The organism is Paracoccus rhizosphaerae (genome assembly GCF_026162645.1).
Classification (GTDB): Bacteria; Pseudomonadota; Alphaproteobacteria; order Rhodobacterales; family Rhodobacteraceae; genus Paracoccus; species Paracoccus rhizosphaerae.
Genome location: NZ_JAOTBE010000052.1, coordinates 1 through 24,270, shown reverse-complemented (window position 1 = coordinate 24,270; position 24,270 = coordinate 1). Strand labels below are relative to the sequence as shown.

The following is a 24,270-nucleotide window of genomic DNA, read 5'->3' as shown; positions in this document are numbered from 1 at the left end:
GGCCTTCGCCCGCATCGACACCGAGGAGATCGACCCCATTCTCAGCATAACCACGAAAGCCGCCTGATCATGCCCTCAGGCCTCCCGGGAAATTACACCAGCTTGACGGACGTGACCACGATCGCCCGGCCCCAGTGATGCGCACTGGCGCAAGCTTCCATGGCCACCACGCAAGGCGCCTGCGCCGCCATGAAGTTTAACAGGTGCGCCCGTGACAGCTTGCGGCGGAAGACCACTGTTCCGTCAGCTGCAGCGCCATGCGCCTGGAACACGTTCTTGGCCAAATCCAGGCCGATGATGCTAACCTCTTCCATGGACGCTCCTCTCCGTAGCGGTGCTTCAACACCCGCCACCATGGCACATCGATGCCGCCGGGGGGCGTCCACCCCATCGCTTACGGATCAGCAACAATGTCAGCAGGATAGACGAGGTTCAAGAAGAACCATTCCATGGAACCTGCTTCCATTCCATTCCTCTCGCGCCGGACGTCTGATGGTTCGCCCCCCACGGCGCGACGTGCTTCTGCCGAAAAGGACAAGGCGACTGATTAGGGCGTGTTGACGTTTGAGGATTTCCAAACTGATCGCTGGCTGATTCAAGGCTGCCAAATGGGAGGCAACCTTGATCCGCACGACCTTGACCGACACACAGTGGGCACTTATCGCTCCACATTGCCTTGGCCAGGAATGTGACCCTGGCCGTACCGGCCCCGACCCTCGGCTTTTTGTTTAGGCGGTTCTCTGGATAGTCCGGACCGGTTGTCCATGGCGCGACTTGCCGGCGGATTTCGGTAAGTGGAACTCAGTGTTCAAGCGGTTCCGGCGATGGGTAAAGGCCGATGCGTTCTACCGCATGTTCCGAGCCTTGGCTGAAGATGCCGATTTTGAATACGCCATGATCGACGGCAGCATCGTCAAGGTTCACCGCCACGGACAGGGCGCAAAAGGGGGACTCAAAGCCAGGCCATCGGGCGCTCTCGCGGAGGGATAACAACCAAGATCATGGCTTTGGCCGATGCGGTCGGCAACCTGACCGACTTTCGGCTGCTGCCGGGACAGGCCCATGATCTGCGCGGCACAGGGGCGCTGATCGATGGCCTGACGTGTGGCCAACTTCTTGCCGACCGGGCGTTCGATGCCGATTGGCTGCGCGAGGCGCTAACCGGTGCAGGGATCGAGCCGGTCATTCCGCCAAAGTCCAACCGCCGCTTCCCCGCCGAATTCGACCGCGAAACCTACAAGTGGCGGCACCTGATCGAGGACCTCTTCGGCAAGCTCAAGGAATACAGAGGCATCGCCATGCGCTGCTGCAAGACTGATGAAAGCTTCAGCGCCTTCATTGCTCTCGCCGCAACCGTCATCCGACTCCGGTGAACGTCAACACACCCTAGTAATTGTGTTTAGTCCCGGCATCTGGTGGAGCGGGTTCAGGATGGATCTGTCTGCCTTGGATGTCCAGATATTGCAGATTTATTAGTAAGAGGGTGAGGCTGCCATGAAGTCCGCGAGATGGCTGCGAAGTTGGTCATGGTGAGCTACCGGTCCTTGGACAGCTTCACGGCTGATTCAAGGTACTGCCTGGACCTGCTGATCGGTTTCTATACTGTTGAAGTAGGCCATGGCGGGTGGGCGTCCGCCATGGGCGGTGTGGGGCCTTTGGTGGTTGTAGAGGGTGATCCAGCGGCCGATGGCAGCCTTGGCCTGTGATCCCGTATCCCAGGCATGCACGTAGACGCATTCATACTTCAGGGACCGTCACAGGCGTTCGATGATCGAGAGCATGAACGCCATCGGTCCGAGTGAATGCCCGAGGGTTGTCGATGCAGCGCCTTTTGCCGTCCATCGAGATGCGGGTGCCGGCTCGTGTTTTCGAGCGCCGCACCCGCGAGATCAAGAACTTCCTCAAAGCAGTCGAAGCGGGAGAGCTTCGATCTCGTTGAACCGGGCAACTATGCCCGCATCCTGGGGCGCGTTCCTTGCGGTTGGACGGATTGCTGGAATGGTTCGGGCCTCAACCTGAGGGCACGATAGGCGACGACCTGCCGCAGATCCGCGCTCTGCTGCAGGCGGCCTGATCAAAGGTCACCGGCCCGGATCGCTCCGGGCCGGTGACGTCTCAGAAGCGCATCACCGCAGTCAGCGCGAGGCTGCGGCCAGGTTCCTGCTGGCCCACGACCTCGGAATAGTCGCCGCCATAGCTGGCGCGATCGACATAGGTCCGGTCGAAGAGGTTGTTCACCTCGGCCCGGAGGGTTATGTTCCCATACGCGGCAGGCTCGTATTCGGCGAAGACTTCCACGACGGTATAGCTGGGCCAGTCGCTATCGGTATCTGAACCTTTAGTTTCTTCCTCGATGGCGTGCTGCACGACGCCGCCGACGCTCAAGCTCGCCATGACCTCGTGACGCGCCTCCAGCGTCAGCATCGCGCCCGGAACCGTTCCCAGTTCGCGCAGATCGAAACTGGAAGCGCCTTCGCCGTCCAGGGTCACGTCGGCGTCGCTATAGCGCAAGGCTGCGAAACCGCCCGTCCAGTCCCGCCGGGCGGACAGGCGGAAGCCTTCGCTTTCCAGGTCGCGGTCCACGATCGCGCCGGCCATCACCTTGCGGACATTATCGATCGAGCTGCGGAACAGCTCGGCGCCCAGGGTTGTGTCGCCAGCCGTCCATTCTGCGCCCAGCACGATGTTCTGCGCTCGTGTCGGGTCCAATGCGTTATAGGCATCCTGAAGCAGATAGAAATCCGTAAACTCATAGACGCCGGCCAGCTGTGTACCTCCGAACACGGTCGAATAACCGGCGTTCAGGGACAGCGTCTCCGTCGCCTTCCAAGTCGCTGCCGCATTGAAGCTGGCGCCATCAGTGTTCAGCTCCTGCCCGCCGGCACCCGTGAAGCGGTTCCAGTCATAGCGCAGGCCCGTGCTGAAATCGACCGGCCCTCTGCTGCCCCGCGCCTGCACGAACAGGCCGGTATTGGTGCGTTCCTCGCGGAATGTGGAGGGCGTGCCCCGGAACATACCGTCGTAAAGGCCGCTGCTGTGCGCGTTGTCCACGCCTGCCGTCACCGCGACGCCGTCGAGGTCGAAGTGGTTCTGCGCGACAACGCTGGCGGTATCGGCCACGCCGGTGTTGAAGTCGGGGTCGGGTGTCTCGGCCGTCGGCAGATCGAAGGTATCGACCTTGCTCTCGGTCTTCGCGATCCGCAGCTCAGGGTCCAGCAGCCCGTCGGCCGCAATGCGCCGCAGGATCAGCGTCTGGCTGTTCTGATCAACCGCATAGCGCCGCGTCTCGGGTGTCGGTCGACCACCGATAACGCCGCCCAGATTCGCGCGATAGGGCCGCAGCGCGTCGTCCTTGAACGACAGGGCGCCCAGCTCCGCTCGCCAGTCACCCATCTGCGCGCTCAGCTTAAGGGCATAGCTGTTCATATCAGCGCCGGTATAGGGCACGATGTTCCCGTCGCCGTCCTCGTAGGCGTTTCCGCTCGCGCGCTTGGCATAGGCCAGCGCATCGACGGGTCCTTTTCGCCCATAGAGTGCCAGCGCCCCCGTGGTGGTGTCCCCGTTGGTGGCATAGCCGGTTGTCACCTGCCCTCCGAAGTCGTCGTCAGGCTCTAGCAGGTCCAGCGCGGACTTCGTTTCATAGGCGATGCTGCCAGCCAGCGCGCCGAAGCCGGCATCCGCCGGAGCCACGCCAGGATCGACGCGCGCTGCTTTCAGCAGCAGCGGGTCGATGATGTTCGTCCCGGTGTGATGGAACATCCGGTTGTTCTTCGCGGCACCGTCCACGCTGACCGCCAGCTGCTGCTCGTCGATGCCATTGACGTACACGCGTTCGGCAATGGTAATGCCGCCACCGACGGTCACGCTTGGCTCGGCGCGGAACACGTCTTCAAGCGTGCCGGTGCGGGCATCGTCTAGCTGCTCTTCGCTGGCGGCGATTTCGGCAGAACCGGTAACGTCGGCGGTCAGCGTGATCGGGTCGAGCCTGACCGGTTGCGCAGTGGCAAGCTCCGGGACCATGGCAGAACCAAGCAGCAGGGCCGCCAGGTAGAAAATCTTCATCGCATCAACTCCATCGCATTCAGGCTGGGCTGGCGATGGCGGATGCCGGTTTGCTGGCTTGGCGAGCCTTCTATCGAAAGACCCGAATGTTGTTAAGCATTAAGTCCGGCGTCGGCGACCAACGTTGCACCGGGGGATCGTCCGGATAAAGCCGATTGGAACAGGCAGATGACAGGTATTTTTATGTTGTGAGAAGGCAGTACTGGCCTGCACCCTGAAAAGTGGTTCTCCCTGGAGTATGGTTTTCGAGCCATTTGAAGGATGAAGGAATGCCCCAGAAGAGACACAAGCCGGAAGAGATTGTTGCGAAGCTTCCTCAAGTCGATGTGGTGGCGTCGCAAGGCCAGTCGGTGGCCGAGGCGGTGCGCTCGATCGGCGTCACGGCCCTGGCCGGGGCCAGCGACGGGTCATTTATATCAGAGACGAGACACATAAGGTGTTCAGTCCCGGTATCTGGTTCAATCGTGTTTCGGGTGGGGTAGACGCTTTTTTCGTCATTGCAGCGTTTTTTCTGATGACGACCTTCGCAAAGCTCGGAAAGCCGCGCGGAAGGGATGTGCTGCGATACTACGGTTCGACCGCCAGACGTGTATGTCCTTTGGCTGCGGTGGTGCTTCTGTCGACTATCGCCGGCACTTTGCTGTTCGTCCCGCAGATCCATTGGCGCGAGTTTGCCTTCCACGCCTTCGCCTCGACGATTTTCGTTGAAAACTGGTGGCTGGCTTGGTCCGGCGCCGATTATCTGCGTCAGGATCTTGCTGTCTCTCCGTTCCAGCAGATGTGGGCGCTCTCGCTGCAGATGCAGTATTATCTTCTGTTGCCGCTTTTCCTGTGGGCCATCGCCGAATTCGCCCGGTGGCGCGACCTCGGAGTTCGCGCGACTTGGACCGCCGCACTTGGTACGCTGCTGGCGGTTTCGTTAGCCTACAGCATCTGGGTCACGGACAGGAACCAGCCTTGGGCCTATTTTGACAGCTTCGCGCGCGGGTGGGAGTACATGTTTGGTGCCTTGCTGGCGCTTTACATCGACCGTTTGCCGAAGGTAACCGCAAGACATGCGAAGCTGATCGGCTATGCATCGTTGATGGTGCTGATGGGGTTTGCAGCGGTCATTCCCGTGGCCAGTTCCTTTCCCGGCATCGCTGCCCTCATCCCCGTTCTGGCGACGTCGGTGCTGATCGCATCGGCGCGAGCAGGAGCCGATATCACACCGCTGACGAACCGTCCGATCCTTGCCCTGGGCGACATCAGCTTCTCGTTCTACCTGTGGCACTGGCCCCTGCTGATCTTCTGGCGGCATTGGACCGGAGAGACTTCGGTCGGGCTGCTGCCGGGTACGGCCATCATCCTCATTGCCGGTCTGCTGGCCTGGGCAACACTCCGCCTGATCGAAACACCGTTCCGTCGCTGGCCGGTGCTGCTGTCGCGTCCTGCCCTGTCCGTCGTGGCCAGCGCCTTGCTGATGATGCCTGCGCTTTGCGCGACCTACCTTTGGGCCGATGCCAACCGTGACGCCCTTCGGACCGCACAGGCACAACTGCCAAATTTCTCTGCCGATCCGCAGGCGTGGGCCGAAACGGACCCGATCGTCCCGGATCCTCTTCTTGCCAAAAGCGACAATGCCCCGTGGCCTCGGTCTGTCCTGCAAGGAACGTCACCGACCCGCTGCGCGACGCGAAATCGCTCCCAGCCAGGGCAGTGCCGGACGTGGTCGAATAGGTAAAGCTTCGATCTTCCGAAAAGGGCTGCGACAAGCTAACGACGAATGTCGCCGTGCCACCGGCACCTTCCTTCACGACAGGGTTCGAAACTGCCATCGCGCGGTTGTTGCCCGATCCATCGTCGTCGAGAAGCCAGATGGTGGTGGTGAGGCTGTGGTTGCTTTCGCCAAATGTAGTGCCCGAGATATTCGAGAAGAGAACTTCGATATGCTCGTCCAGTTCGTCGAGGTTATCACGACCGGGAAGAAAGGTAATGCTCTTGCTGATCTCACCCGGCAAGAACGTCAACTCGAAGGCCAATACCGCCGAAAAGTAGTTGTTCATGTCGTCGTAGATGATAGCGCTGCCGCTGCGCGTCTGCATGTCCAGCGTGACGGCATCTGCCGGGAGTTCCGTCAACCTCAGCGTGACGGTGATGTACGCTCCCTCGACGGCACGACGCTCGATATTACTGCCCTGGATGTCAACGTAGAGCGTGGGAAGATCAACAGCCATTGTACAATCCTCCCCCTTCTAGGATCGCGGAACGAAACCTTGAACAGAACCGACCGTAACCCGATCACGGGGAGTTTCAAGCCCACGTGAATCGCCGCCCTGCCGATAACGACAGGTCCGACACCAGCGTGCCGGGCGCGTCGGCCGGACGCGGAGCGCCCGACCAGTGGATCTCAGCCGGTTGCGTGGCCGCGACGCACCACGGCGCAGCTGCGTAAGGCCGATCCGCGCGGCGATCAGCCGTTCGGTATCGAGCAGCCTCGACGCTGCCGGCGGCAAGTCGCAGCCTGCGATCAGGTGGCAGAGCTAACGTCCGTCATCATGCCGATGATCCGGTTCGTCCTGCGGGCACAGGTCGGCAAACGACCGGCCGACCAGAACGAACGCCTCCAGCCGCGCGTCAGCGGCATCGGGGATGCCCGGGCCCGTGGTCGACAAGCCAAGCGCCAGCCCGACCAGCGCCACCAGCGTCAGGCAAAGAAGGCCAAAGTGATGCGGCCGGACATGGTCGTCTTTGGCCACGAAGGACTGTGAAAGGCAGGGCGGCGCGCACCTTCAGTTCCGCGTCGGGACCGGCGCCTGGGCACAGGCGGGCGGGGCCGCCAGAAGGCCTGCACCGAAGACGGCGTCGCGGCCCGGGGTCCCCAGATCCTCAGCCCCCGCCACCAGCCGCGCAGACAGTTCGGCGGCGCTCAGCCCTGGCCTGGACTGCAGCCACATGGCGGCCGCCGCCGTGACGAAGGGCGCGGCGTAGGAGGTCCCGGTCTTGGTCCGCGCCCCCTCGATCGATGCGGCGGTCCACACCTCGACGCCCGGCGCCGAGATGTCGATATGCGCGCCGCGACCGGCCCGGCGATAGACCTGCTTGCGCCGGTCAACCGCCGTCACCGCCAGCACGCCGTCATAGGCGGCCGGATAAGCCGGCGCGGCGCGTGGTCCCACGTTGCCCGCCGCCGCCACGATCAGGATGTCACGCGACACCAGCAGGGCGATCTGGCGGGCCAGCTCCTCGTTCGGGGGACCGGCCAGCGACAGGTTGACCAGCCGCACGTCCTGCGCCGCCAGCCAGTCCAGCGCCGCAATCAGGGAAAACGCGTCGCTGCGCTGGTCGCGGCCCGCACGGACAAAGGCATCGACGGCCACCAGTTCCGCCTTGGGGATCAGGCCGGGGCTGCGGCTGGCCGGGTCGCCGACCAGCAGCGCCGCCACCGCCGTTCCGTGCAGCGCGTCCGATTCCGTGGCGCGCGCGCGTTCGGCTGCGGGGTCCAGGCTGTGCACCCGCAGGCGGGCGTGGCGGAACGTCGCGTGGTTGGCATTCACACCCGTATCCACCATTCCAATCCGGGGCAGCGCGGTACAGGCCGTGGCGGGCTGCCAGCCGATCACCTGCCGCGCCAGACACAGCCCGCCCGGACAGGCGCTGCCGCCGGCACCCTGCTCGGTCCGGTAGAAGTGGTTGAAATCCGCGCCCGCCGCCCCGGCCAGGGCGCGCACCTCGGCTCGCGCCGCCTCCAGCGACAGGCGGGCGGGCTTGCGCAGACGGTGCAGGCTGCCGCCACCGGCCAGGTCACGCCGCTCGATTTGGGCGAAGCCTTGCGCAACCAGCTGCGCCAGCTGATCCGTCGACAGGCCGCGGACGATGACCTCGTCCGGGGCGCGCTGCGGCAGTGGCGCAGGCGGGGCGGCCCGGACGGGCGCCGGGCCGTTGTCGTCATCCTCATCGTCGTCGTCATCGCCATCATCGTCGTCATCCGCCGCCGCCTGCGCGATCAGCGACAGACCATCCGGACTTTGCCGCAGCTGCAGCGGCAGGGCCATTGCGGCCAGCAACAGGAACATGACAAATCTGGACATCCGGCCCTCCTGTGGTTGGGGTCTCTGGACAATGACGTCCGGTCCTTTCAATTATTCCGCGAAAAGATGGGCCGAGGGCAAGGCGGGGTCATGGATAAGGCATTCGGCGATGCGTTGGTCAGGCTGCTGCCGAACCTGCGCCGGTATGCGCTGTCGTTGAGCAGGCAACCGGACGTGGCGCAGGACCTTGTGCAGGTGACTGTCGAACGTGCCATCAGGAACGCTGCCAGCCGCGATCCCGCGCAACGGCTGGAGCCGTGGCTGTTCCGCATCACCCGCAACGCCTTCATCGACATGACCCGGCGCCACCGGACCGAGGGCGCCCGCATCGACATCACCGAAAACCCCGACATCCTGTCCACCGACGGCGTCGCCGCGATCGAATCCCGGCTGATGCTGCAGGCGACCGAGGCCGCGATCGCCCGGCTGCCACGCGAACAGGCCGAGGTGCTGACGCTGGTTTGCATCGAAGGTCTCAGCTATGCCGAGACGGCCGAGGTGCTGGACCTGCCCAAGGGCACCGTCATGAGCCGCCTGTCACGCGCCCGGTTGGCCTTGGCCGATGCACTGGGAATAAACTAGGGGCCCGGACGTATGCGCAGTGGAGGCAGGTTCTTGCAGGATAGGTGCATATGAGCGTTGACGACATCACCCTGATGGCCCTGGCCGACGGAGAGCTGGACGCCGACGAGGCCCGCGCCGTCGAGCGCGCCATCGAAGGCGACCTTGACGCGCAGGCGCGCCTGGACCGGTTTCGCCGGACGCGCGACGCGCTGCGGATGATGCCGGCCCCGACGCATGACGGCGATCAGGCGCTGATCGCCCAGATCAGGGCCGCCGAGGGCGCGCCGGCACCCCGTCCCACCGCGAATTTCAACCGCGCGCCCTGGGCCGCGCTGGCGGCGGGGGCGGCGGTCCTGGCCATCGGCCTGGGCTGGTGGCTGCCCCGGCAGGGCGGCGCGGACACGTTGCAGGCGGCGCTGTCGCAGACGCCTTCGGGTCAGGGGGCGGTGCTGGATGACGGCACCGACCTCACCGTCCTTGCCAGCTTTCGCACCGAGGCCGGCACGCTCTGCCGAGAGATCGAGGCGACGCAGGACGGCGCGACGCGGCTGTCCGTCATGTGCCGCGACACTTTCGATGCGCCGTTCGAGGAACGCTTCGCGATGGAGCTTGCCCCGGCCCAAGGATATCAGCCCGCCTCGGGCGAGATTGAGGCGCTGGAGGCTTTCCTGGCCAGGATCGGCGCGGGCAATCCTCTGACCCCCGAGGACGAGGCCGCCGCCCTGTCGCGCTGAGCCACTGCCGCACCCGCTCTGACACGCCCCAGCCTGCTGCGAGCGTGTTTTTTCATTTCGACGGGAAAAAATCGCCCCCTTTGGGAATAACCCCGACGCGCGAACGTCATCAGGGGGACAGGCCAAGCGGCAGACGGAAGCCCCGGCCGACACCGCTGTGGGGCAAGGCGCCACGCCGCAGCCGGAACCGGACAGGCGCCGCAACCAGGAGATCAACGATGGCACGAATGATCGGCAACGACGACGACAACCGCCTGAACGGCACCGGCATCGCCGACCTGATCTATGGCCGCTCGGGCGATGATCGGCTGCAGGGCTTTTCCGGCAACGACCGGCTGTTCGGTGGCGAAGGCAACGACCTCATCTGGGCGGGGACTGGAAGCAACATCGTCCACGGCGGCGAAGGCAATGACCGCATCTGGGCCTCGTGGGGCAACGACCACATCGCCGCCGGCGAAGGCAACGACGTCGTGCGGGCCGGCGGCGGGCACAACCGCGTCTTTGCCGGAGAGGGCAATGACGTGGTCAGCAGCGGCAACGGCCGCGACACCATCGACGCAGGAGAAGGCAACGACGCAGTCTTCACCCACGGCGGCAACGACCGGATCGGCGGGGGCGAAGGCGACGACCTGTTGGTCGCCGGCTGGGGCCATGACAGGATCTGGGGCGGCGAAGGCAACGACACCCTGAACGGCGGGGCGGGCAATGATGTCATGGCCGGCGGCGAAGGCGCCGACCGCTTCGTCTTCAACGGCGGGCGCGACCGCATCACCGACTTCGAGAACGGCGACGACCAAGTGGATCTGGCGGCCTTCCGCTGGATCGACAATTTCAGCCAGATCCGCGGCGCCGCCAGCCAGCAGGGGTCGGATGTCGTGATCAAGCTGGGCCAGAACACCCTGGTCATCGAAGACTTCCGCCTGGGCCAGATGAACGCCGACGACTTCATCTGGTAAGGCCCCTGCCCCGGCCGTCCCGACGCGCGGGATCGGCCGGGCACCCCGAATACCCGCCATCCTTTCCGACAGGCAGCGCGGCCGCACCGGGCGGTCGCCCGACGCCGGCTGCCCATCGCCGGCGCCACGGCTGCCTGCCCAATTCCGACGGAGACGATCATGACCATGTCCCAGACCATGACAACCCGCCACACAAGCGCATCCGCCGCAGGCATCCTGTCGGCCCGCATCATCCGGCCCGCGTCGCGATCGGGGCTGGCGCCGCTGGTCGTGCTGCACGGAATTTCCCGAAACGCGGCGGAGCTTGCGGCGCTGTTCGCCCCCGAGGCCGAACGCAGCGGGCGCACCGTCGTGGTGCCGCATTTCCGCCGCAGCCTCTGGCCGCTTTTCCAGCGCCCCTGCCGCGCCGCCCGTCCCGACCTGGCCCTGTTGGCGCTGTTGTCCGAGCTTCGGGGCCTGGACCCTGACCTGGCCGGGCGGGTCGACCTTTTTGGCCATTCCGGCCGGGCGCAACTGGCCCACCGCTTCGCCATGCTCTATCCGCAGCGGGTGGGGCGGCTGAACCTGGCTGCCGCCGGTTGGTATTGCCTGCCCGACGGCAGCATGCCGTTTCCCTATGGTCTCGGCGCCGCCGAGGCGCCGAAGGACGCCGTCTGGCAGCGCCGCCACGCCGCGCCCCTGGACCGTTACCTGTCGCTGGACGTGTCGGTCTTCGTCGGCACCAAGGACGTCGATCGCGATGACACCCTGCGCCAGACCCCGTTGCTGGACGACATTCAGGGCCCGACCCGGCTGGTCCGTGCCGAACGCTTTGTCGCCAGCTTCACCGCCGCCGCCCATGCGCGCCGCATCCGTCCGCGCATCGACCTGATCCATCTGCCCGACGTGTCCCATGATGTCGTAGAGGCCATCGTCACCGCCGGGCTGGCGCAGCGCGTCACCCGCGCCGCGTGACCCCCCACCCAGATCGAAGGAAACGACAGATGACCCCGAACGCGCTTTCCCTCATGGCAGAGGCCAAATGGACCTACAGCACGCGCCGTGTCGATCGCGGCCTTGTCGGCGGCATGGACACCGACTTCGGCCGGGCCCGCGCCGGCGACCTGATCCTGGCGCAGGTCGTGCAGCTGGGTCAGCACCAGCGCGTGCAGTTGACGTCGGGCCGTCCCTCCAGCATCTATCCGGGCGACATGGTCGTTCTGGCCTGCGGTGCCCGCTATGCCCCCGACCAGTTCGAGGGACTCGCCGAGATCGGCGCCGACGGCGCGGACCTGCTGGCCGGGGGCGGCTGCATCGGGCGGATGATCGCGCGAAACGAACGCATCAAGCCCGCCACGCGCCTGCTGCCTATAGGGCGCCTGCGCGACCGGGAGGGGCAAGGTCTGAACCTGGACCGTTTTGCCCTGCCGCCATCGGCCCGCGCGGGCGACATCCCGGCGATCTTCGTCCTGGGTACGGCAATGAACTCGGGAAAAACGCTGGCCACGACGCAGCTGTCGCTTGGCCTGCGCCGCGCGGGTTATCGGGTCGCCGCGCTCAAGGCCACGGGAACGGGCGCGTTCGGAGACACGAACGACTATACCGATGCAGGGGCGCATGTCGTCGCGGACTTCACCGATGCCGGCATGGTCACGACCTACCTAGAGCCGCTGCCCCGCATCCGCGACGGGCTGGAGAGGTTGCTGGGACATGCCGCCGAAGAGGGCTGCCAGATCGCCGTGGTAGAGATCGCGGACGGCCTGTTCCAGCGAGAGACCAGCCAGCTGATCGCCGACCCGTGGCTGCGCCGGCGGATGTCGGGGCTGGTCTTTGCCTGCGGTGACGCGGTGGCCGCGGCGGGCGGCGTGGCGGAACTGGCGCGCCACGAGCTGCGCCCCGACGCGCTGACCGGGATGCTCAGCTGTTCACCGATGGCTGCGGCCGAGGCCCGCGCCGGCACGGGCGTGCTGGTCCTGACCAAATCCGACCTTGCCGACCCCGCCGAGGCGAACCTGTTCGCGCTCCGCGCGCTCGGCCCCGGTCAAAGGGCGGCGTGATGCCGATGCCGCCGCTGCTGAACCGCTCGCGCCGGCGGGGAATGGCGCTGGTGACGGCACTGACGCTGATGCAGGGCTTGGCCGCGGCCGCAGGCGCCTTTGCCACCCGCACCCTGTTCGAGGCGCTGCACACTGGCGGAACCCTGCCCGCCGGGGCGCTGGCCACGCTGATCGCCGCAGGCATCGTCATCGCGCTTGCACGCGTGTCTGCCCGCTGCGTGGGTGAAAGGGTGGGCCAGGACTATGCGCGCTGCATCCGGGCGTCGCTGTTCGACCATGCCGCGCGGCTGCCGCTCAGCACCGTCGCGCGCCGGCGGGCGGGGTCGATGCCGCTGCGCTTTGTCGGCGACATGACAGCATTTCGCAACTGGCCCGCCATGGGCCTGCCGCGGCTGGTGTCGGGGGTGGTGCTGGTCCCGGTGACCCTGGCGGTTCTTTACATCCTGCATCCGGTCTTCGGGCTGGCGGTGGGGGTGGTCACCTTGCCATGCATTGCGGCGAACGCGACGGGGGGGATGCTGTTGCCGCGGCTGCAGCGGCGGCTGCGGGCCCGACGTGCGCGGATCGCGCTGGACATGGCCGAGCGCATGAGCATCGCGCCCCAGCTCGACCGCATGGGACGCCGTGGCAAGGAACTGGCGCTTCTGGACAAACGCACCCGCCGCATGGTCCGTACGGCCCTGCGCCACCGCCTGGCGGTCGAGAGCCTGAAGGCGCTTCCCGACGCAGCCGCCGGCATCGCCGCGGTGCTGATCGTCGTGCTGGGCCACCGCGCGGGACAGCAGGCCGGCACGATCGCTGCCGGGCTGGCGGCGCTTGGGCTGCTGCTGACGCCGCTGCGCGACCTGGGCGGCGTCTGGAATCATCGCAGCGCCTTTCAGGCCGCCGCGCGCAAGGTCCGGGCCACGCTTGCCCAAGACGGGCGGGGGCTCTATCGCGCGGGGCTGTCGCTGGAACGCGGGCCGGTCGCCGTGGCTGTCTGCGACCTGGCGCTGCCCTCGGGGCGCACACTCGACCGCTGCATCGATGCGGGCGGGCGGGCGACGCTGTCGCTGTCGGACGCCGACGCCGCCGCGGTCCAGAGCATCCTGCTGGGGCTGGACGATCCAGGGCGGGGACAGGTCCTGCTGGATGAGGTGGACCTGCGCGATCTCAGCCGTGGCAGTCTGCGCCGCCGCGTCATGCCGCTTGGTCCCGCGCAGGTGATCCTCAGGGGGTCGCTGCGCCGGGCCCTGACGATGGGCTGTACACCGCCGGACGACGCGCGCCTTGAACGGCTGGCACGGGCCGAGGGGCTGGGCCCGCTTCTGGACCGGATCGGAGGTCTGGACGGCGGCCTGCGCGAACGGGGCCAAGGCCTCTCTCCGGCCGAACTCACCGCGATTGGCCTGGTCCGCATCCGCCTGCAGAGGCCGGGGCTGATCGTGGTCCAGCCGCACCTGATGCCCTGCGGCACGTCATGCCTGTCGGCATACCTGAAGCGGCATCCGGCGACGGTGCTGGCAATCAGGACCGACGCCATCGCGGGTTGCGAAACCGGCCCCGCCCACAGCGCCTAAGCTGCGGCCGGGTCGTCCACAACCTGCAGGTTCGCTGTGAAGTCGTTGTCTTCCGGCGCCTTCGCGTCCTATGGGAAGGCGTGCGGGTGCTGCGCATAGCCGCAGCCGCGTGTCGTGACGCAGCCAATCGGGGGACAGGCCAGTGAACGATCAGACGGCACATGCCGCCCACGCGACCGAGGCTGCGGGCCATGGCGGTGCCGATTTCACGGCGATCGCCGTCCTGCCGGCGACCGCGGTCATCGCCGTTCCGCTGTTCCGGCGCGCCGGGTTGGGTTCGGTGCCGGGATACTGGCGGCAAGTTTTGCCATCGGTCCGTGGGCGCTTGGGTTCTTCAGCGATGCGCAATCGATCATGCATGTCGCCGAACTGGGTGTGGTGCTGTTCCTGTTCATCATCGGGCTGGAGATGCAGCCCTCGCGCCTATGGCAGGTTGAGAAAGCACCTGCCCCGCTCGACCGAACCGACGGCCCTGACAAGTCCATATCTGAGGTCGATTTGCCAGAGCCTCAATTCCACGCCTCGCAAGCGTCTCGGCTACCGGACACCCGCAGAGGTCTTCGAAAGCAACCTGATGGCCCTCAAAAACAGAGTGGAATAGAAAGAAAACAGTGATTTGCGTTTCGGCGTGAGTTCACACCCGCGCCGCCGACGGCGGGAGATCGATAATCGTATCGCAACAAACAAAGCCCTCACTTTTTGCTTACTCCATCCAGGCAGCCAAGTGAGCGCGCCGGCACGGCCAGCCAGCCAAGCGTGTCATCTGTCGGACCGGCCTGAAAAAGCCCCAAAAGCGCAACTTCCGGCATGGGATATGATGCGAGTCATTGCCATTCTCCCAGGGATGGCATGCTCCTCACATGGACGCCGTCACCCTATCAAGTATCTGCGCCGCCACCTCGGCCGGTAATACCGTTGCCGCCGCCGGGCTTTGATGATGTAACCGCCCCCCTCGATCTCTCTCATCCGCCGGCACTTAGCCAGGGTTCCTCCCTCGGGCGCCGCCTGCTCCCCGTCCTGTTCGTCCCTCCCCGTCATCAGCCCTCACTCCTTCGACGACACCTCCACCGGCACCTCTTCCATCCCGTCCTCGGCGATCTCCTCCGGATCGGGCAGGTCGCGGAGCGTCTCCAGCCCGAAGGTGGCGAGGAACAGGTCGGTGGTGACGAAGGTGGCGGGGGCGCCACGGCGGGGCTCGCGCGGCCCGGAGGCGATCAGGCGCTGCTCGGAGAGGCGGCCGATCAGCTCGCGGGGGATCTCGCGTCCGAAGATCTCCTTCAGCCCGTCGCGGGAGATTGGCTGGTGCCAGGCGATGGCGGCGAGGACCGCGATGTCACCCTCGCGCAGCGCCACCCCTTGCTCCGGCAGCGCGGCGGCGGCGCGGATCGCCGGGGCATAGGCCGGCCGGGTGCCCAGCATCCAGCCGTCGGCGACCCGTACCACCTCCACGGCCCGACCCTCCAGCTCTACGGCCAGGTCCTCGACAAGGAGATCGACCGAGGCCCCGGACCCGACCACCCGGGCCAGGTCCGCGCGCGAGACCGGGGTGGCCGAGGCAAAGAGCACCGCCTCGATCCGGCGCATCCACTCGCGCCAGCGCAAGGCCTGTGGCAGGCCCTCGAGTTCACGGTCCAGCTCCGGCTCGGGGCGGCGCCTCGCCATCTCAGAGCCCGTAGAGCCGGAAGCTCGGCCGCCCGGTCAGCTCGCGGACGGCATCCAGTTCCACCAGCCGGTCACAGAGCCGCCGGGCGGCGCGGTCCGACATGATCCCGGTCAGGGCGGATGGCGCCAGCGCATCGTGGCTGAGGAACAGCGCCACCGCCCGGTCGGCGCCGCGGGCGCGCAGCCCGGGCGCCACCGCCTGCAGCCGGGCCGCGCGGCGGGCCAGATCGGCGGCCAGGCGGGACGCGGGTCCGGCCGCGCGGACCAGGGCCCGGTGGCAGGCCAGCTGCAGCTCCGCGCCGGTCGCGCGCAGGTCGCGGGCGCTGAGCCCGGGGGCCAGGAGCGGCGTCAGGTGGGTCCAGCCGAGGCTGCGGCCGAGGGCGGCTTCGGCGAGGATCAGCGCGGCGGTCTCAGCCCGCGGGGCCGCGCCGAGCACCGCCTCCAGCACCGCCGCGGCGCGGGTGACCGGGGCGGCATCCCCCTGCCCGGCCGCCTGCGCCTCGGCGTCCAGGTTCGGCAGGAGGTGTCCCCAGTCCAGCACCGCCAGCGGCGGCGTCCCGGCCCGGGTCCAGAGCTGCAGGATCGCCCCGGCGGGACCGGGATGATCGCCGGGCCTGAGGAGATGCAGGGCATCGCGCAGCTCCGCCTCCGTCTCCCGGCGGCGCTCCAGCCGCGCGCATGCCGCGGCGGCCCTGAGCGCCAGCCGCGCCCGCCAGAGGACCTGCGGCACGGCCGGGTGGCTCTGCAGCCCGTGCAGGGAGGCGAGGGCGGCGCCGGCCAGGAAGGGCAGGTCCTCGGGACGCTCGGCGGCCGGCGCCGTCAGCCAGTCCGGCAGCGGCGGCGGATCTGGGCGGTCGGCGGGACGGGCGGCAGGGGTGCGCATGGCGGGGAGCCTAGAGGCCGGCGGCGGTTTTGGCCAGCACTAAGACACGGAACCGCCGCAACTTGCAGACCTTCGTCATGACCGGTAAGGTTCCATTATCGGACATGATGACCTGAGGCCCGTCGGACATGGATGAACGACCCTCTCCCGGGCCCTCCAACGGCCTTGAGCGCGCAAATGTTGACGGCGGCGGCGCGACTGGGGACGCGGCAGAGGGCGCCCTCGCCTTGCCCGCCGGAATGGCCGGCTCCGGATCCCTGGACCGGCTGGTCGAGGCCGCGCGCGACTACGCCCGCGGCGCCCTGTCCGACAATACCCTGCACGCCTACGCTCGGGACTGGGCCAGCTTCGCCCGCTGGTGCCGGATGCGCGGCACGGAGCCCCTGCCCCCGTCGCCCGAGCTGGTCGGGCTCTACCTCGCCGACCTGGCCGCGCCCGGCGGCAGGGCCCCGGCCCTCTCGGTGGCGTCGATCGAGCGGCGCCTCTCCGGCCTCTGCTGGGGCTACGCGCAGCGCGGGACGCGGCTCGAGCGCGGCGACCGCCACATCGCCACCGTCCTGGCCGGCATCCGCCGCCGGCACGCCCGGCCGCCGGTGCAGAAGGCGGCGATCCTCCCCGAGGACCTGCTGGCGATGCTCGCCACCCTGCCCCACGACCTGCGCGGGTTACGAGACCGGGCGATCCTGCTGGTGGGCTTCGCCGGCGGGCTCAGGCGCAGCGAGATCGTCGGTCTGGACCGGGCCAAGGACGACACGCTCGACGCCGGCGGCTGGATCGAGATCCTCGAGGGCGGCCTCATCGTCACCCTGCGCGGCAAGACCGGCTGGCGCGGGGTGGAGATCGCCCGGGGCTCGTCCGAGCGGACCTGCCCGGTCCAGGCCCTGGAGCAGTGGCTGCACTACGCCAGGATCACCTTCGGGCCGCTCTTCGTGGCGGTCTCCCGCGACGGGCGCACCGCCACGTCCCGCCGGCTCGGCGACAAGCACGTCGCCCGCCTCGTCAAGCAGACGGTCCGGGATGCCGGCCTGCGCCCCGACCTGCCGGAGGCCGAGCGGCTCCGGCTCTATGCCGGCCACTCCCTGCGCGCCGGCCTCGCCTCCTCGGCCGAGGTCGAGGAGCGCCATGTCCAGAAGCAGCTCGGCCACGCCTCCGCCGAGATGACCCGCCGCTACCAGCGCCGCCGCGACAGGTTCAGGGTCAATCTCACCAAAGCTGCGGGGCTGTAACAAGACAGGCTGGAATCGCAAAGGAATGCTGTCTCCAACGAGATGTACCCTCCTTACCCGAACGACACCCCTCGCCGCAGGCAGTTCGCGCCGCAGATCTGGGGCGCAATGGCCGAACTCGGACGCGCCCTGATCCCCTAACGCGGGCTTGGCCAGCGCCGCGTTCAGGAGTGGATTGGCGGCAACGGGGGTTGCGCGCTGGAGATCTGGCCGGAACCCGCAGCCATCGCATGGCGAGGCTTGAGAGACGTGGCGTTTCGACAATAGTTCCCAAGATCAAGTGCCGCCTGCGCTTTCACGTGCCGTGAGAGGATACGTTGCATATCGTCGACACCCCTGCTCCATAACCTGCGCTGAACACGGCCACGGCTGCTGCGGGTCGTCCGCGCCTGTGCTCGCGCTGTCGTCTTGCCGACGCTGCCCCGCTCGTCCGACGGCCGCTTACCTTTGCCGATCAACGACCGGCGGCCTGGATCTTGCAGGTCATTTGCGGCCGGCAGTGGCCACATTAGGACGGACAGCGTGAGACCGTGCATCTTAGCTTCCACCTCCTGTCAGGGTGCCGCTGCAGCGCGCAGAGAAGCCGGGCATGCTGAGCGGCATGCCCCATGCCGCCCGAAACGCATGATCTTCCCCGCGGGGAAGATCACTCGATCTGATCCAGCATCGCGGCAAGCGCCGCTTCCAGCTTCCGGCGATCCACGGTCGAAAAATCGCGCGGCAGGCGGATCTCCAGCCGTCCATTGGCGGCGGTGCATTTCGCGCTGCCTTGAGGACGTTGCAGCTGGAAAGTTGTCTTTGCCTTGGCGGCAGGCTGCGATGCTGGCTTGGGTTTTGCAGGCGTTCCTTCGGGCATATCACCCTCCTGCCCCGCGTACCGGCGCAGGACCGCCAATTCGTCCGTAATCGATCGCGTATCCCAGTCCTTCAATTCGGCCTTGATCGCTGCAGCCAGGCCCGGAACCTCGGTCAGGCGCTGAGCAAGCGACAGACCCAGGGCGCGCGGAATCTCCTGCGGATACATCAGCGATTCGCCCAGACGCTCGACCAGGGGGATGAAATTTCGGATATAGCTACGTTTCTGGTACCCCGCCGACTTGAACAGCAGCGCAACTGCCTTGTCCGGGTCCGTTTCCGTCGTCAGCGGGTCCATCGCGTAATGCAGCGCAAGCTGCGCCATTTCTGCGAACGAGATGTCCTTGCGAACGAGATTTTCGTCGACCATGCGACGATAGAGGCTGTCCAGCGCGTCCCCGCGCGCCGCGATGCCTGCCGGGATGCGCCCCCAGGTATCGGCATCGCCGGTCTCTTCCAGAAGCTGACGGTAGGCCGACAGCCGGCGATAGCCCTGGATCAGCTCATAGCGACCATCGGCGGCGGGCTCGACCCGGATGGGGTTCGACAGCCCGATCTCGCGGATTGAGGCCACAAGCTCGGCCAGATCGAAGTCGGCGACGGGCCGGCGGTCGCGGATCAGCTTCTGGGTGTCGATTGCGTCCAGCGGGACCAGATCGGTAATCAAGCCGGCACGCTTCAGGCGGACGTGTTCTTGCGCAAGCGCGTCGTTCTCGGCCCGGATGCGGGCCTCGACCTCTGCCCGGTCGCGCGACGAGGCCGCGGTTTCGTTGATGGCGGCGGCCATCGGACCGCGACGGGGTTCAACCTTCCCCGCGGGGAAGACCTGGTCCTCGCCATCGGCGGGGATGTCAATGTCGAACATGCGGCGCTTGCGGCTCATGCGGCGTCCTCCAGTTGCGTCCATGCGGCCAGAACATGGCCGCGAAACTCCTCGTAGGCCTGATCGAAGGTGGCGCGGGCGCGGCGCCATGTGCCGCGCGTCATCTCTCGGTAGTCAATCTCGTAGATCGAACTGAGGAACCGTCCCGACTGCTCGACGGCGCGCGTCATCTCGATGGGGTGCTGGGCGAGGCGATCTCCGAACACCTGCCTGAAGGCACCGAACATCGCCTGGTGCAGTTCGTTCGATGGCTCGAACCGGGTCATGAGAAAGCGCACGTCGGCAAAGGCCTTGGGCAGGGCGATCTTCCCCGTGGGGAAGTTTTCGAACCCATGCGACAGGTCTTCGAGCGCCTCGGCCAACTGGCCAATGAAGCTGGTGGTCGAGTCGTATTCCCAGTAACCGGGGCCTGAGGGGATGTAGAGCATGTCTGCGGCAAAGACCGCGTTCATCGACTGATAGCCGATCGCCGGCGGGCAGTCGAAGAGGATGAGGTCATAGGCATCGTCCGGCAGGCTGTCGAGAAAGCGCGAGACCGCCCCGAAGAAGGTCCATTCGGGGTTCAGGTGCCGATACTGGGCGCTGGCGAACTCGACAAAGGCCGCGTTGGCGCAACTGGGCACGATGTCGATGGTGGGCCATGCCGTGGGCTTGATGAAGTCGGCCGCACGCAGGGAGCCAAGGCCCATGTCCCGGATCGTGGCGGGCAGGCGGCGATGGGGCAGGGCGGTTCCCGATTCCGCGCCGGCCGACGCTGCGTTCATGCGGTCGGTTTCCCGTTCGAGATCGCGGGCCATGATGCCCCAGACCGTGTGATCCTCGCCCACGTCAGAGAGGCCCATCGAATGGGAGAGCGTGGCTTGGGGGTCGAAATCGATGATCAGCACCCGGTATCCGTCCAGCGCCGCGGCTTGGGCGAAGTGCAAGGCGACGGTTGATTTTCCCGCACCCCCCTTAAAATTCGCGATGGCCGCCCGGAACGCGCGCTTTCCCTGCGGGCGCGGCGGCATCAACGACCTCTTGCCGATGCGGATGCGGCGACGCAATTCGTTCACCTCGTCGAGGCTGAACCAGCGCTGGCGGCCATCCTCCTCGACTTCCCCGAGGGGAAGGTTCGGATCGGCCGCCAGCTTGCCGCGAAAGGTGGATTGGTTGATGCGGAAGATCAGTTCCGAAACCTCCCAGCTGGAGAAGCGGCGGAGGGTCTTCTCATTTGCAGGGCTGAAGGTCTGGCGGCGGATCCAGCCCTGCATCTTCAGGGACTGGTTCTGCAATCGCGCGAGATCCTGGTGAGTATACATGTTGTGTCTGCTTTCGAGGACGCTGATTACTGACGGCTTTCGGTTTACGCTGGATTTGCGGATTTGGCAAAAGACTTGTTAGACTGATCCGCATTCGACCAACCGCTGTGCCGCACAAGGCGAATCGCCTGGCACCACGGAGTTGAGAGGCAGGGCGATCAGCCAAGAAGATCACGGTCCGATTGGGGGACGCGGTCGCGAAAAGCTGGCGTGAATAGGGGACATCTCGCCGCGAATATAGGACGTCCAGAGAGTCCCCCAATACCGTTGATACCGATTTTTCATCTTTGAAAGTGGAGGTCTTCCCCTAGATCGCTCGATGATGCTTGACAGGCCGCAGCTTCAGGACGCTAATGGGCGCAAGATCGTGAAAGGCGTTGGGAATCGCTCTAGACCTTGACGTCAGCGGCCGATCGGAACGCAGTGACCCCAGCAGGCGAGGGTGGCGATGCATGTGACCAAGCCCGTCGGCCGGGTGGCGGCGGTCAAGAAATACGACATCCTGTCGGCGCTGATGGCGCACGGGCTGGCTGGCGAGCCGGGCCTGCAGAGGCTGGTCTTCCGGCTGATGTCGCTCATCACGACACGCTACAACTGGCAACGCAACGAGCTGGTAACCGGCCAGCGGGAGATCGCCCGGCTGTGGTGCGTCGACGAGCGAACGGTCAAGCGGGACATGGCGCGGCTGCGGGGGCTTGGCTGGGTCGTCGTCAAGCGGCAGGGCGCACGGGGGCGGGTTTCGGTCCTGGGGCTGGACCTGGAGCGGATCCTGACGGATACGCGGCCGTCCTGGCCGAATATCGGCGAAGACTACGTGCTGCGGATGTCCCAGGACGTCAAAACCGCTCCCGCGGCCGGCAACGTGGTGCCCTTTCGGCGGACCGAGACGCCGGTGGCGGGGGGGGGGCCGGATCTCTGGGGACGGGTCTGCGCACAGCTTCTGGCCGAGGACCCCTCGAGCTTCGATGCGTGGTTCAAGGCGCTGGTCGAGGTAGGGCAGGGGGAGGGCGTGCTGCATCTGGCCGCGCCGTCGCGATTCCACGCCAACTATCTGCGCATGCACCTGCTGGGCCGGCTGCAGTCCGCCCTGACCCGTGTCGATCCGACGATGCACGGCATTCACATCGATGCGCCGTAAGAGCACGTTGCGGATCCGGTAGCAGTGGACTAGATTGAGCTGGCTAAGCCAGTAGAGGCCAACATGAAGACCGTGAACATCCACGATGCCAAAACGAACCTGTCGAAGCTTGTCGAGGCTGCCGTTCAGGGCGAGCCGTTCGTGATCGCGCGCGCCGGAAAGCCGATGGTCAAGGTGATGCAGATCGACAGCAGGCCCCCGACGCGTATCGGCTTCCTGGATGGCGCCTACGAGATCCCGGAAGATTTCGACCGCATGGACTCGGGTCGAATCCGGTCGATGTTCGAAGGCGATGCGTGAACTACCTGATCGACACGCATCTGCTGCTTTGGGCAGCCTTCGCCTCGGCGAAGCTGCCCAAAGCAGCAAAGCAGATCATGGCCGAGCCGCGACATCAGTTGTGGTTCTCGGCTGCATCGATCTGGGAAGTGTCGATCAAGCGGGCGCTCAACCGTCCTGACTTTCGGGTCGATCCGGGAGCCTTGCGCGCAGGCCTGCTGGCGAACGGCTACCACGACCTCGCGGTCGAAAGCCGGCATTGCCTCGCACTCTCCGCCCTGCCGGCGCTTCACGGCGACCCCTTCGATCGGATGCTGCTGGCGCAGTCGATTACCGAAGGGTTGATCCTGCTGACGGCCGACACGGCTTTGGAGGCCTATGGCGGACCGGTCGAGATGGTCTGACCCGCTGTGGCAAAAATCATGCGGCTCGGTTTCTCTCGTCTCGGCGCTGGAGTGGGGCAGGAGGTGCAAGCCCGGCCCATGTGCTGGCGCGGAGTTGTTACGTTAGGCAGCTCGGGTTGGCGGACCGTCGATTTGAACATAGTCGACGCTGATGCAGCCACCGTCCCGCATCAGCTATAAGCGCCATCGTTTCCCGCCCGAAATCATCGCCCACGCAGTCTGGCTTTACGTTCGGTTCAATCTGACTCTGCGCGAAGTGGAGGAGATGCCTCTGGAGCGCGGCGTGGACGTATCCAATGAAACCATTTGACGCTGGACCGCCAAGTTCGGGCCGCAGATCGCGCGGAACCTACGGCGCCGGCAGGTCCTTCCCGGCCATGTCTGGCACTTGGACGAAGTGGTGGTGAACAATGCGGGGAAAATCGTCTAGCTCTGGCGCACCGTCAATCACCTGGCCTGGTTCTCGACGAGATCCTCCAGCCACGACGGAACAAGGGAGCCGCAAAACGGCTTTTGGTCAGGCTGATGAAACGCTTGGGGTTCGTCCCGAAACGGATCATCACCGACAAGCTTCGGTCTTACGGAGCAGCCCGGCGCGAGGTCGCGCCCGGCATCGAGCACTGGTCGCACAAGGGCCTCAACAACCAGGCTAAAAATAGCTACCTCCCATTCCGGAAGCGGGAGCGCATGATGCAGGGATACCGATCCCCCGGCGCGCTGCAACGCTGCGTCTCCGTTCACTCAGCTACGCGCAACAGCTTCTCCGTCCCACTTCGCCGCCGCAATGCGCTGAACATCCGCAACCACCGATTGGAAGCCATCAGTGCCTGGAGATCGGCGGCCAGCCTCGCTTGAACCGTGTGGCGAGGCTCTTGTGCAGAGCATCCGGAGTTAACGTGGGTAGTGCGCCGGGAGATGGTGTAAGGGCGCCGACCTTCGGAGAGGTCCAAGGCTGATCAGGTTGCCACGGCGGACAGCCTAACGGTTGTAGTTTCGGTGACACGCGCCAAGCTTTCAAGAGACATGTATCTCCGTGCAACCGTCCATTCGTCATTGGTCTCGAGCATCAGCGCGCCGACGAGACGGACGATTGCCTCGTCATTTGGGAAGATGCCGATGACGTCGGACCTGCGCTTGATCTCCCGGTTCACGCGCTCCAGTGGGTTCGTCGACGCGATCTGGGCCCAATGCTCACGCGGAAAATCCATGTAGGCGAGGACGTCGTCGCGCGAAGCGTCCATGAGGACGCCGAGCTTTGCCTGCTTCTCGCGCAGCGCGTCAGCCACGACCTCCCACTGGGCCTTGGCATCCGCCTTGTTTTCTTGGGCGAAGATCGTCTTCAATATTGCCGCCACGGCCGTGCGCTGCTTTGGTCGGAGCATGGGCAAGCGCGTTTCTCATCCAGTGAACGCGACAGCGCTGGTGCGTCGCGTCGAACACCCGCCGCGCTGCAGCCCGCAGCCCCTTGTGGTCATCGGAGACCACCAACTTCACGCCGCGCAGGCCACGGTCGGCGAGAGAGCGCAGGAAATCGGTCCAGAACGTTTCTGCTTCGGATGGACCGGTGGCGACGCCGAGAACCTCACGCTTGCCGTCCTCGTTCACAGCTACCGCTATTATCACGGCGCGGCTGATGATCCGCCCGCTCTCGCGCACTT

At 66.2% G+C, this 24,270-nt stretch carries 19 protein-coding genes and 8 pseudogenes; 17 read left to right on the top strand and 10 right to left on the bottom strand.

Annotation, left to right across the window (positions count from 1 at the left end):
* Window positions 1-119 precede the first annotated feature (119 nt).
* Window positions 120-314, bottom strand: a pseudogene (locus tag OC184_RS15240) (IS110 family transposase); the annotation flags it as partial.
* Window positions 315-621: 307 nt separating this feature from the next.
* On the opposite strand from OC184_RS15240, the pseudogene OC184_RS15235 reads away from it, so the two are divergent.
* Window positions 622-1,373, top strand: a pseudogene (locus tag OC184_RS15235) (IS5 family transposase).
* Window positions 1,374-1,565: 192 nt separating this feature from the next.
* Here the strand turns inward: OC184_RS15235 and OC184_RS15230 are convergent.
* Window positions 1,566-1,866, bottom strand: a pseudogene (locus OC184_RS15230) (integrase core domain-containing protein); the annotation flags it as partial.
* Window positions 1,867-2,115: 249 nt separating this feature from the next.
* Window positions 2,116-4,062 (bottom strand): TonB-dependent receptor domain-containing protein, encoded by a 1,947-nt coding sequence (locus tag OC184_RS15225; protein ID WP_265508031.1) that lies wholly within the window; start codon window positions 4,060-4,062, stop codon window positions 2,116-2,118.
* A 436-nt stretch (window positions 4,063-4,498) separates the two neighbouring features.
* Between OC184_RS15225 and OC184_RS15220 the strand changes: the two are divergent.
* Window positions 4,499-5,422 (top strand): annotated as a pseudogene (locus tag OC184_RS15220) (acyltransferase family protein); the annotation flags it as partial.
* Here OC184_RS15220 and OC184_RS20525 read toward each other — a convergent pair.
* Window positions 5,412-5,879, bottom strand: a complete 468-nt coding sequence (locus OC184_RS20525; RefSeq protein ID WP_378925988.1) for a Calx-beta domain-containing protein — start codon at window positions 5,877-5,879, stop codon at window positions 5,412-5,414. The pseudogene OC184_RS15220 and the gene OC184_RS20525 sit on opposite strands and share 11 nt — an antisense overlap.
* A 111-nt stretch (window positions 5,880-5,990) precedes the next feature.
* Here OC184_RS20525 and OC184_RS15215 point away from each other — a divergent pair, with 111 nt between their 5' ends.
* Window positions 5,991-6,368, top strand: a complete 378-nt coding sequence (locus OC184_RS15215) for a hypothetical protein (RefSeq protein WP_265508029.1) — start codon at window positions 5,991-5,993, stop codon at window positions 6,366-6,368.
* A gap of 231 nt (window positions 6,369-6,599) precedes the next feature.
* The gene (locus OC184_RS15210; RefSeq protein ID WP_265508028.1) at window positions 6,600-6,812 is read left to right on the top strand and encodes a hypothetical protein; all 213 of its coding nucleotides are present in this window, start codon (window positions 6,600-6,602) and stop codon (window positions 6,810-6,812) included.
* 21 nt (window positions 6,813-6,833) lie between these two features.
* On the opposite strand, the gene OC184_RS15205 is transcribed toward OC184_RS15210, so the two are convergent.
* On the bottom strand, window positions 6,834-8,132 hold the full coding sequence (locus OC184_RS15205) for a S8 family serine peptidase (RefSeq protein ID WP_265508027.1): 1,299 nt from the start codon (window positions 8,130-8,132) through the stop codon (window positions 6,834-6,836).
* 90 nt (window positions 8,133-8,222) lie between these two features.
* On the opposite strand from OC184_RS15205, the gene OC184_RS15200 reads away from it, so the two are divergent.
* The 8 genes and pseudogenes from OC184_RS15200 to OC184_RS20715 form a co-directional block, all read left to right on the top strand.
* Window positions 8,223-8,714 carry an RNA polymerase sigma factor gene (locus OC184_RS15200; RefSeq protein WP_265508026.1) on the top strand — a complete coding sequence of 164 codons (492 nt, stop codon included), beginning with the start codon at window positions 8,223-8,225 and terminating at the stop codon, window positions 8,712-8,714.
* A gap of 50 nt (window positions 8,715-8,764) precedes the next feature.
* Window positions 8,765-9,430, top strand: a complete 666-nt coding sequence (locus OC184_RS15195) for an anti-sigma factor family protein (RefSeq protein ID WP_265508025.1) — start codon at window positions 8,765-8,767, stop codon at window positions 9,428-9,430.
* 218 nt (window positions 9,431-9,648) lie between these two features.
* On the top strand, window positions 9,649-10,386 hold the full coding sequence (locus OC184_RS15190; RefSeq protein WP_265508024.1) for a calcium-binding protein: 738 nt from the start codon (window positions 9,649-9,651) through the stop codon (window positions 10,384-10,386).
* A 159-nt stretch (window positions 10,387-10,545) separates the two neighbouring features.
* A complete protein-coding gene (locus tag OC184_RS15185; protein WP_265508023.1) occupies window positions 10,546-11,340 on the top strand; it encodes an alpha/beta fold hydrolase in 795 nt (264 codons plus the stop codon).
* Window positions 11,341-11,369: 29 nt separating this feature from the next.
* Window positions 11,370-12,422 (top strand): P-loop NTPase family protein, encoded by a 1,053-nt coding sequence (locus OC184_RS15180; RefSeq protein WP_265508022.1) that lies wholly within the window; start codon window positions 11,370-11,372, stop codon window positions 12,420-12,422.
* A complete protein-coding gene (locus OC184_RS15175; RefSeq protein WP_265508021.1) occupies window positions 12,422-13,981 on the top strand; it encodes an ABC transporter transmembrane domain-containing protein in 1,560 nt (519 codons plus the stop codon). The genes OC184_RS15180 and OC184_RS15175 overlap by 1 nt, the downstream gene beginning before the upstream one ends.
* Before the next feature lie 114 nt (window positions 13,982-14,095).
* Window positions 14,096-14,365: pseudogene (locus OC184_RS20720) on the top strand (hypothetical protein); the annotation flags it as partial.
* Between the two features lie 10 nt (window positions 14,366-14,375).
* Window positions 14,376-14,582 (top strand): annotated as a pseudogene (locus OC184_RS20715) (IS30 family transposase); the annotation flags it as partial.
* Between the two features lie 443 nt (window positions 14,583-15,025).
* Here OC184_RS20715 and scpB read toward each other — a convergent pair.
* Complete coding sequence (gene scpB / locus OC184_RS15160; protein ID WP_265508020.1) at window positions 15,026-15,643, bottom strand: SMC-Scp complex subunit ScpB; 618 nt, start codon at window positions 15,641-15,643, stop codon at window positions 15,026-15,028.
* Between the two features lies 1 nt (window position 15,644).
* Window positions 15,645-16,526 carry a DUF1403 family protein gene (locus tag OC184_RS15155; RefSeq protein WP_265508019.1) on the bottom strand — a complete coding sequence of 294 codons (882 nt, stop codon included), beginning with the start codon at window positions 16,524-16,526 and terminating at the stop codon, window positions 15,645-15,647.
* Between the two features lie 239 nt (window positions 16,527-16,765).
* On the opposite strand from OC184_RS15155, the gene OC184_RS15150 reads away from it, so the two are divergent.
* On the top strand, window positions 16,766-17,752 hold the full coding sequence (locus OC184_RS15150; protein WP_265508034.1) for a tyrosine-type recombinase/integrase: 987 nt from the start codon (window positions 16,766-16,768) through the stop codon (window positions 17,750-17,752).
* A 646-nt stretch (window positions 17,753-18,398) separates the two neighbouring features.
* Here OC184_RS15150 and OC184_RS15145 read toward each other — a convergent pair.
* Together OC184_RS15145 and OC184_RS15140 are read right to left on the bottom strand one after the other, a co-directional pair.
* On the bottom strand, window positions 18,399-19,490 hold the full coding sequence (locus OC184_RS15145; RefSeq protein ID WP_265508018.1) for a ParB/RepB/Spo0J family partition protein: 1,092 nt from the start codon (window positions 19,488-19,490) through the stop codon (window positions 18,399-18,401).
* Window positions 19,487-20,791 (bottom strand): AAA family ATPase, encoded by a 1,305-nt coding sequence (locus tag OC184_RS15140; RefSeq protein WP_265508017.1) that lies wholly within the window; start codon window positions 20,789-20,791, stop codon window positions 19,487-19,489. The genes OC184_RS15145 and OC184_RS15140 overlap by 4 nt, the downstream gene beginning before the upstream one ends.
* Window positions 20,792-21,239: 448 nt before the next feature.
* Between OC184_RS15140 and OC184_RS15135 the strand changes: the two genes are divergently transcribed.
* From OC184_RS15135 to OC184_RS20415, 4 genes and pseudogenes are all read left to right on the top strand, one after another.
* Window positions 21,240-21,929, top strand: coding sequence for a DnaA N-terminal domain-containing protein (locus OC184_RS15135; protein WP_265508033.1), 690 nt, complete (start codon window positions 21,240-21,242; stop codon window positions 21,927-21,929).
* Between the two features lie 63 nt (window positions 21,930-21,992).
* Window positions 21,993-22,229, top strand: coding sequence for a type II toxin-antitoxin system Phd/YefM family antitoxin (locus OC184_RS15130; RefSeq protein WP_265508016.1), 237 nt, complete (start codon window positions 21,993-21,995; stop codon window positions 22,227-22,229).
* Window positions 22,226-22,612, top strand: coding sequence for a type II toxin-antitoxin system VapC family toxin (locus tag OC184_RS15125; RefSeq protein ID WP_265508015.1), 387 nt, complete (start codon window positions 22,226-22,228; stop codon window positions 22,610-22,612). The genes OC184_RS15130 and OC184_RS15125 overlap by 4 nt, the downstream gene beginning before the upstream one ends.
* A gap of 151 nt (window positions 22,613-22,763) precedes the next feature.
* Window positions 22,764-23,467, top strand: a pseudogene (locus OC184_RS20415) (IS6 family transposase).
* 101 nt (window positions 23,468-23,568) lie between these two features.
* Here OC184_RS20415 and OC184_RS15115 read toward each other — a convergent pair.
* Window positions 23,569-24,270, bottom strand: a pseudogene (locus OC184_RS15115) (IS256 family transposase); the annotation flags it as partial.

What these genes read in the sequence shown, in the direction of transcription:
- OC184_RS15200 (WP_265508026.1), top strand. Translation starts at nt 8,223, where the DNA reads ATGGATAAGGCATTCGGCGATGCGTTGGTCAGGCTGCTGCCGAACCTG.
- OC184_RS15195 (WP_265508025.1), top strand. Translation starts at nt 8,765, where the DNA reads ATGAGCGTTGACGACATCACCCTGATGGCCCTGGCCGACGGAGAGCTG.
- OC184_RS15130 (WP_265508016.1), top strand. Translation starts at nt 21,993, where the DNA reads ATGAAGACCGTGAACATCCACGATGCCAAAACGAACCTGTCGAAGCTT.
- OC184_RS15210 (WP_265508028.1), top strand. Translation starts at nt 6,600, where the DNA reads ATGCCGATGATCCGGTTCGTCCTGCGGGCACAGGTCGGCAAACGACCG.
- OC184_RS15135 (WP_265508033.1), top strand. Translation starts at nt 21,240, where the DNA reads ATGCATGTGACCAAGCCCGTCGGCCGGGTGGCGGCGGTCAAGAAATAC.
- OC184_RS15215 (WP_265508029.1), top strand. Translation starts at nt 5,991, where the DNA reads ATGCTCGTCCAGTTCGTCGAGGTTATCACGACCGGGAAGAAAGGTAAT.
- OC184_RS15145 (WP_265508018.1), bottom strand. Translation starts at nt 19,490, where the DNA reads ATGAGCCGCAAGCGCCGCATGTTCGACATTGACATCCCCGCCGATGGC.
- OC184_RS15140 (WP_265508017.1), bottom strand. Translation starts at nt 20,791, where the DNA reads ATGTATACTCACCAGGATCTCGCGCGATTGCAGAACCAGTCCCTGAAG.
- scpB (WP_265508020.1), bottom strand. Translation starts at nt 15,643, where the DNA reads ATGGCGAGGCGCCGCCCCGAGCCGGAGCTGGACCGTGAACTCGAGGGC.
- OC184_RS15225 (WP_265508031.1), bottom strand. Translation starts at nt 4,062, where the DNA reads ATGAAGATTTTCTACCTGGCGGCCCTGCTGCTTGGTTCTGCCATGGTC.
- OC184_RS20525 (WP_378925988.1), bottom strand. Translation starts at nt 5,879, where the DNA reads ATGGCAGTTTCGAACCCTGTCGTGAAGGAAGGTGCCGGTGGCACGGCG.
- OC184_RS15175 (WP_265508021.1), top strand. Translation starts at nt 12,422, where the DNA reads ATGCCGATGCCGCCGCTGCTGAACCGCTCGCGCCGGCGGGGAATGGCG.
- OC184_RS15150 (WP_265508034.1), top strand. Translation starts at nt 16,766, where the DNA reads ATGGCCGGCTCCGGATCCCTGGACCGGCTGGTCGAGGCCGCGCGCGAC.
- OC184_RS15190 (WP_265508024.1), top strand. Translation starts at nt 9,649, where the DNA reads ATGGCACGAATGATCGGCAACGACGACGACAACCGCCTGAACGGCACC.
- OC184_RS15185 (WP_265508023.1), top strand. Translation starts at nt 10,546, where the DNA reads ATGACCATGTCCCAGACCATGACAACCCGCCACACAAGCGCATCCGCC.
- OC184_RS15180 (WP_265508022.1), top strand. Translation starts at nt 11,370, where the DNA reads ATGACCCCGAACGCGCTTTCCCTCATGGCAGAGGCCAAATGGACCTAC.
- OC184_RS15205 (WP_265508027.1), bottom strand. Translation starts at nt 8,132, where the DNA reads ATGTCCAGATTTGTCATGTTCCTGTTGCTGGCCGCAATGGCCCTGCCG.
- OC184_RS15155 (WP_265508019.1), bottom strand. Translation starts at nt 16,526, where the DNA reads ATGCGCACCCCTGCCGCCCGTCCCGCCGACCGCCCAGATCCGCCGCCG.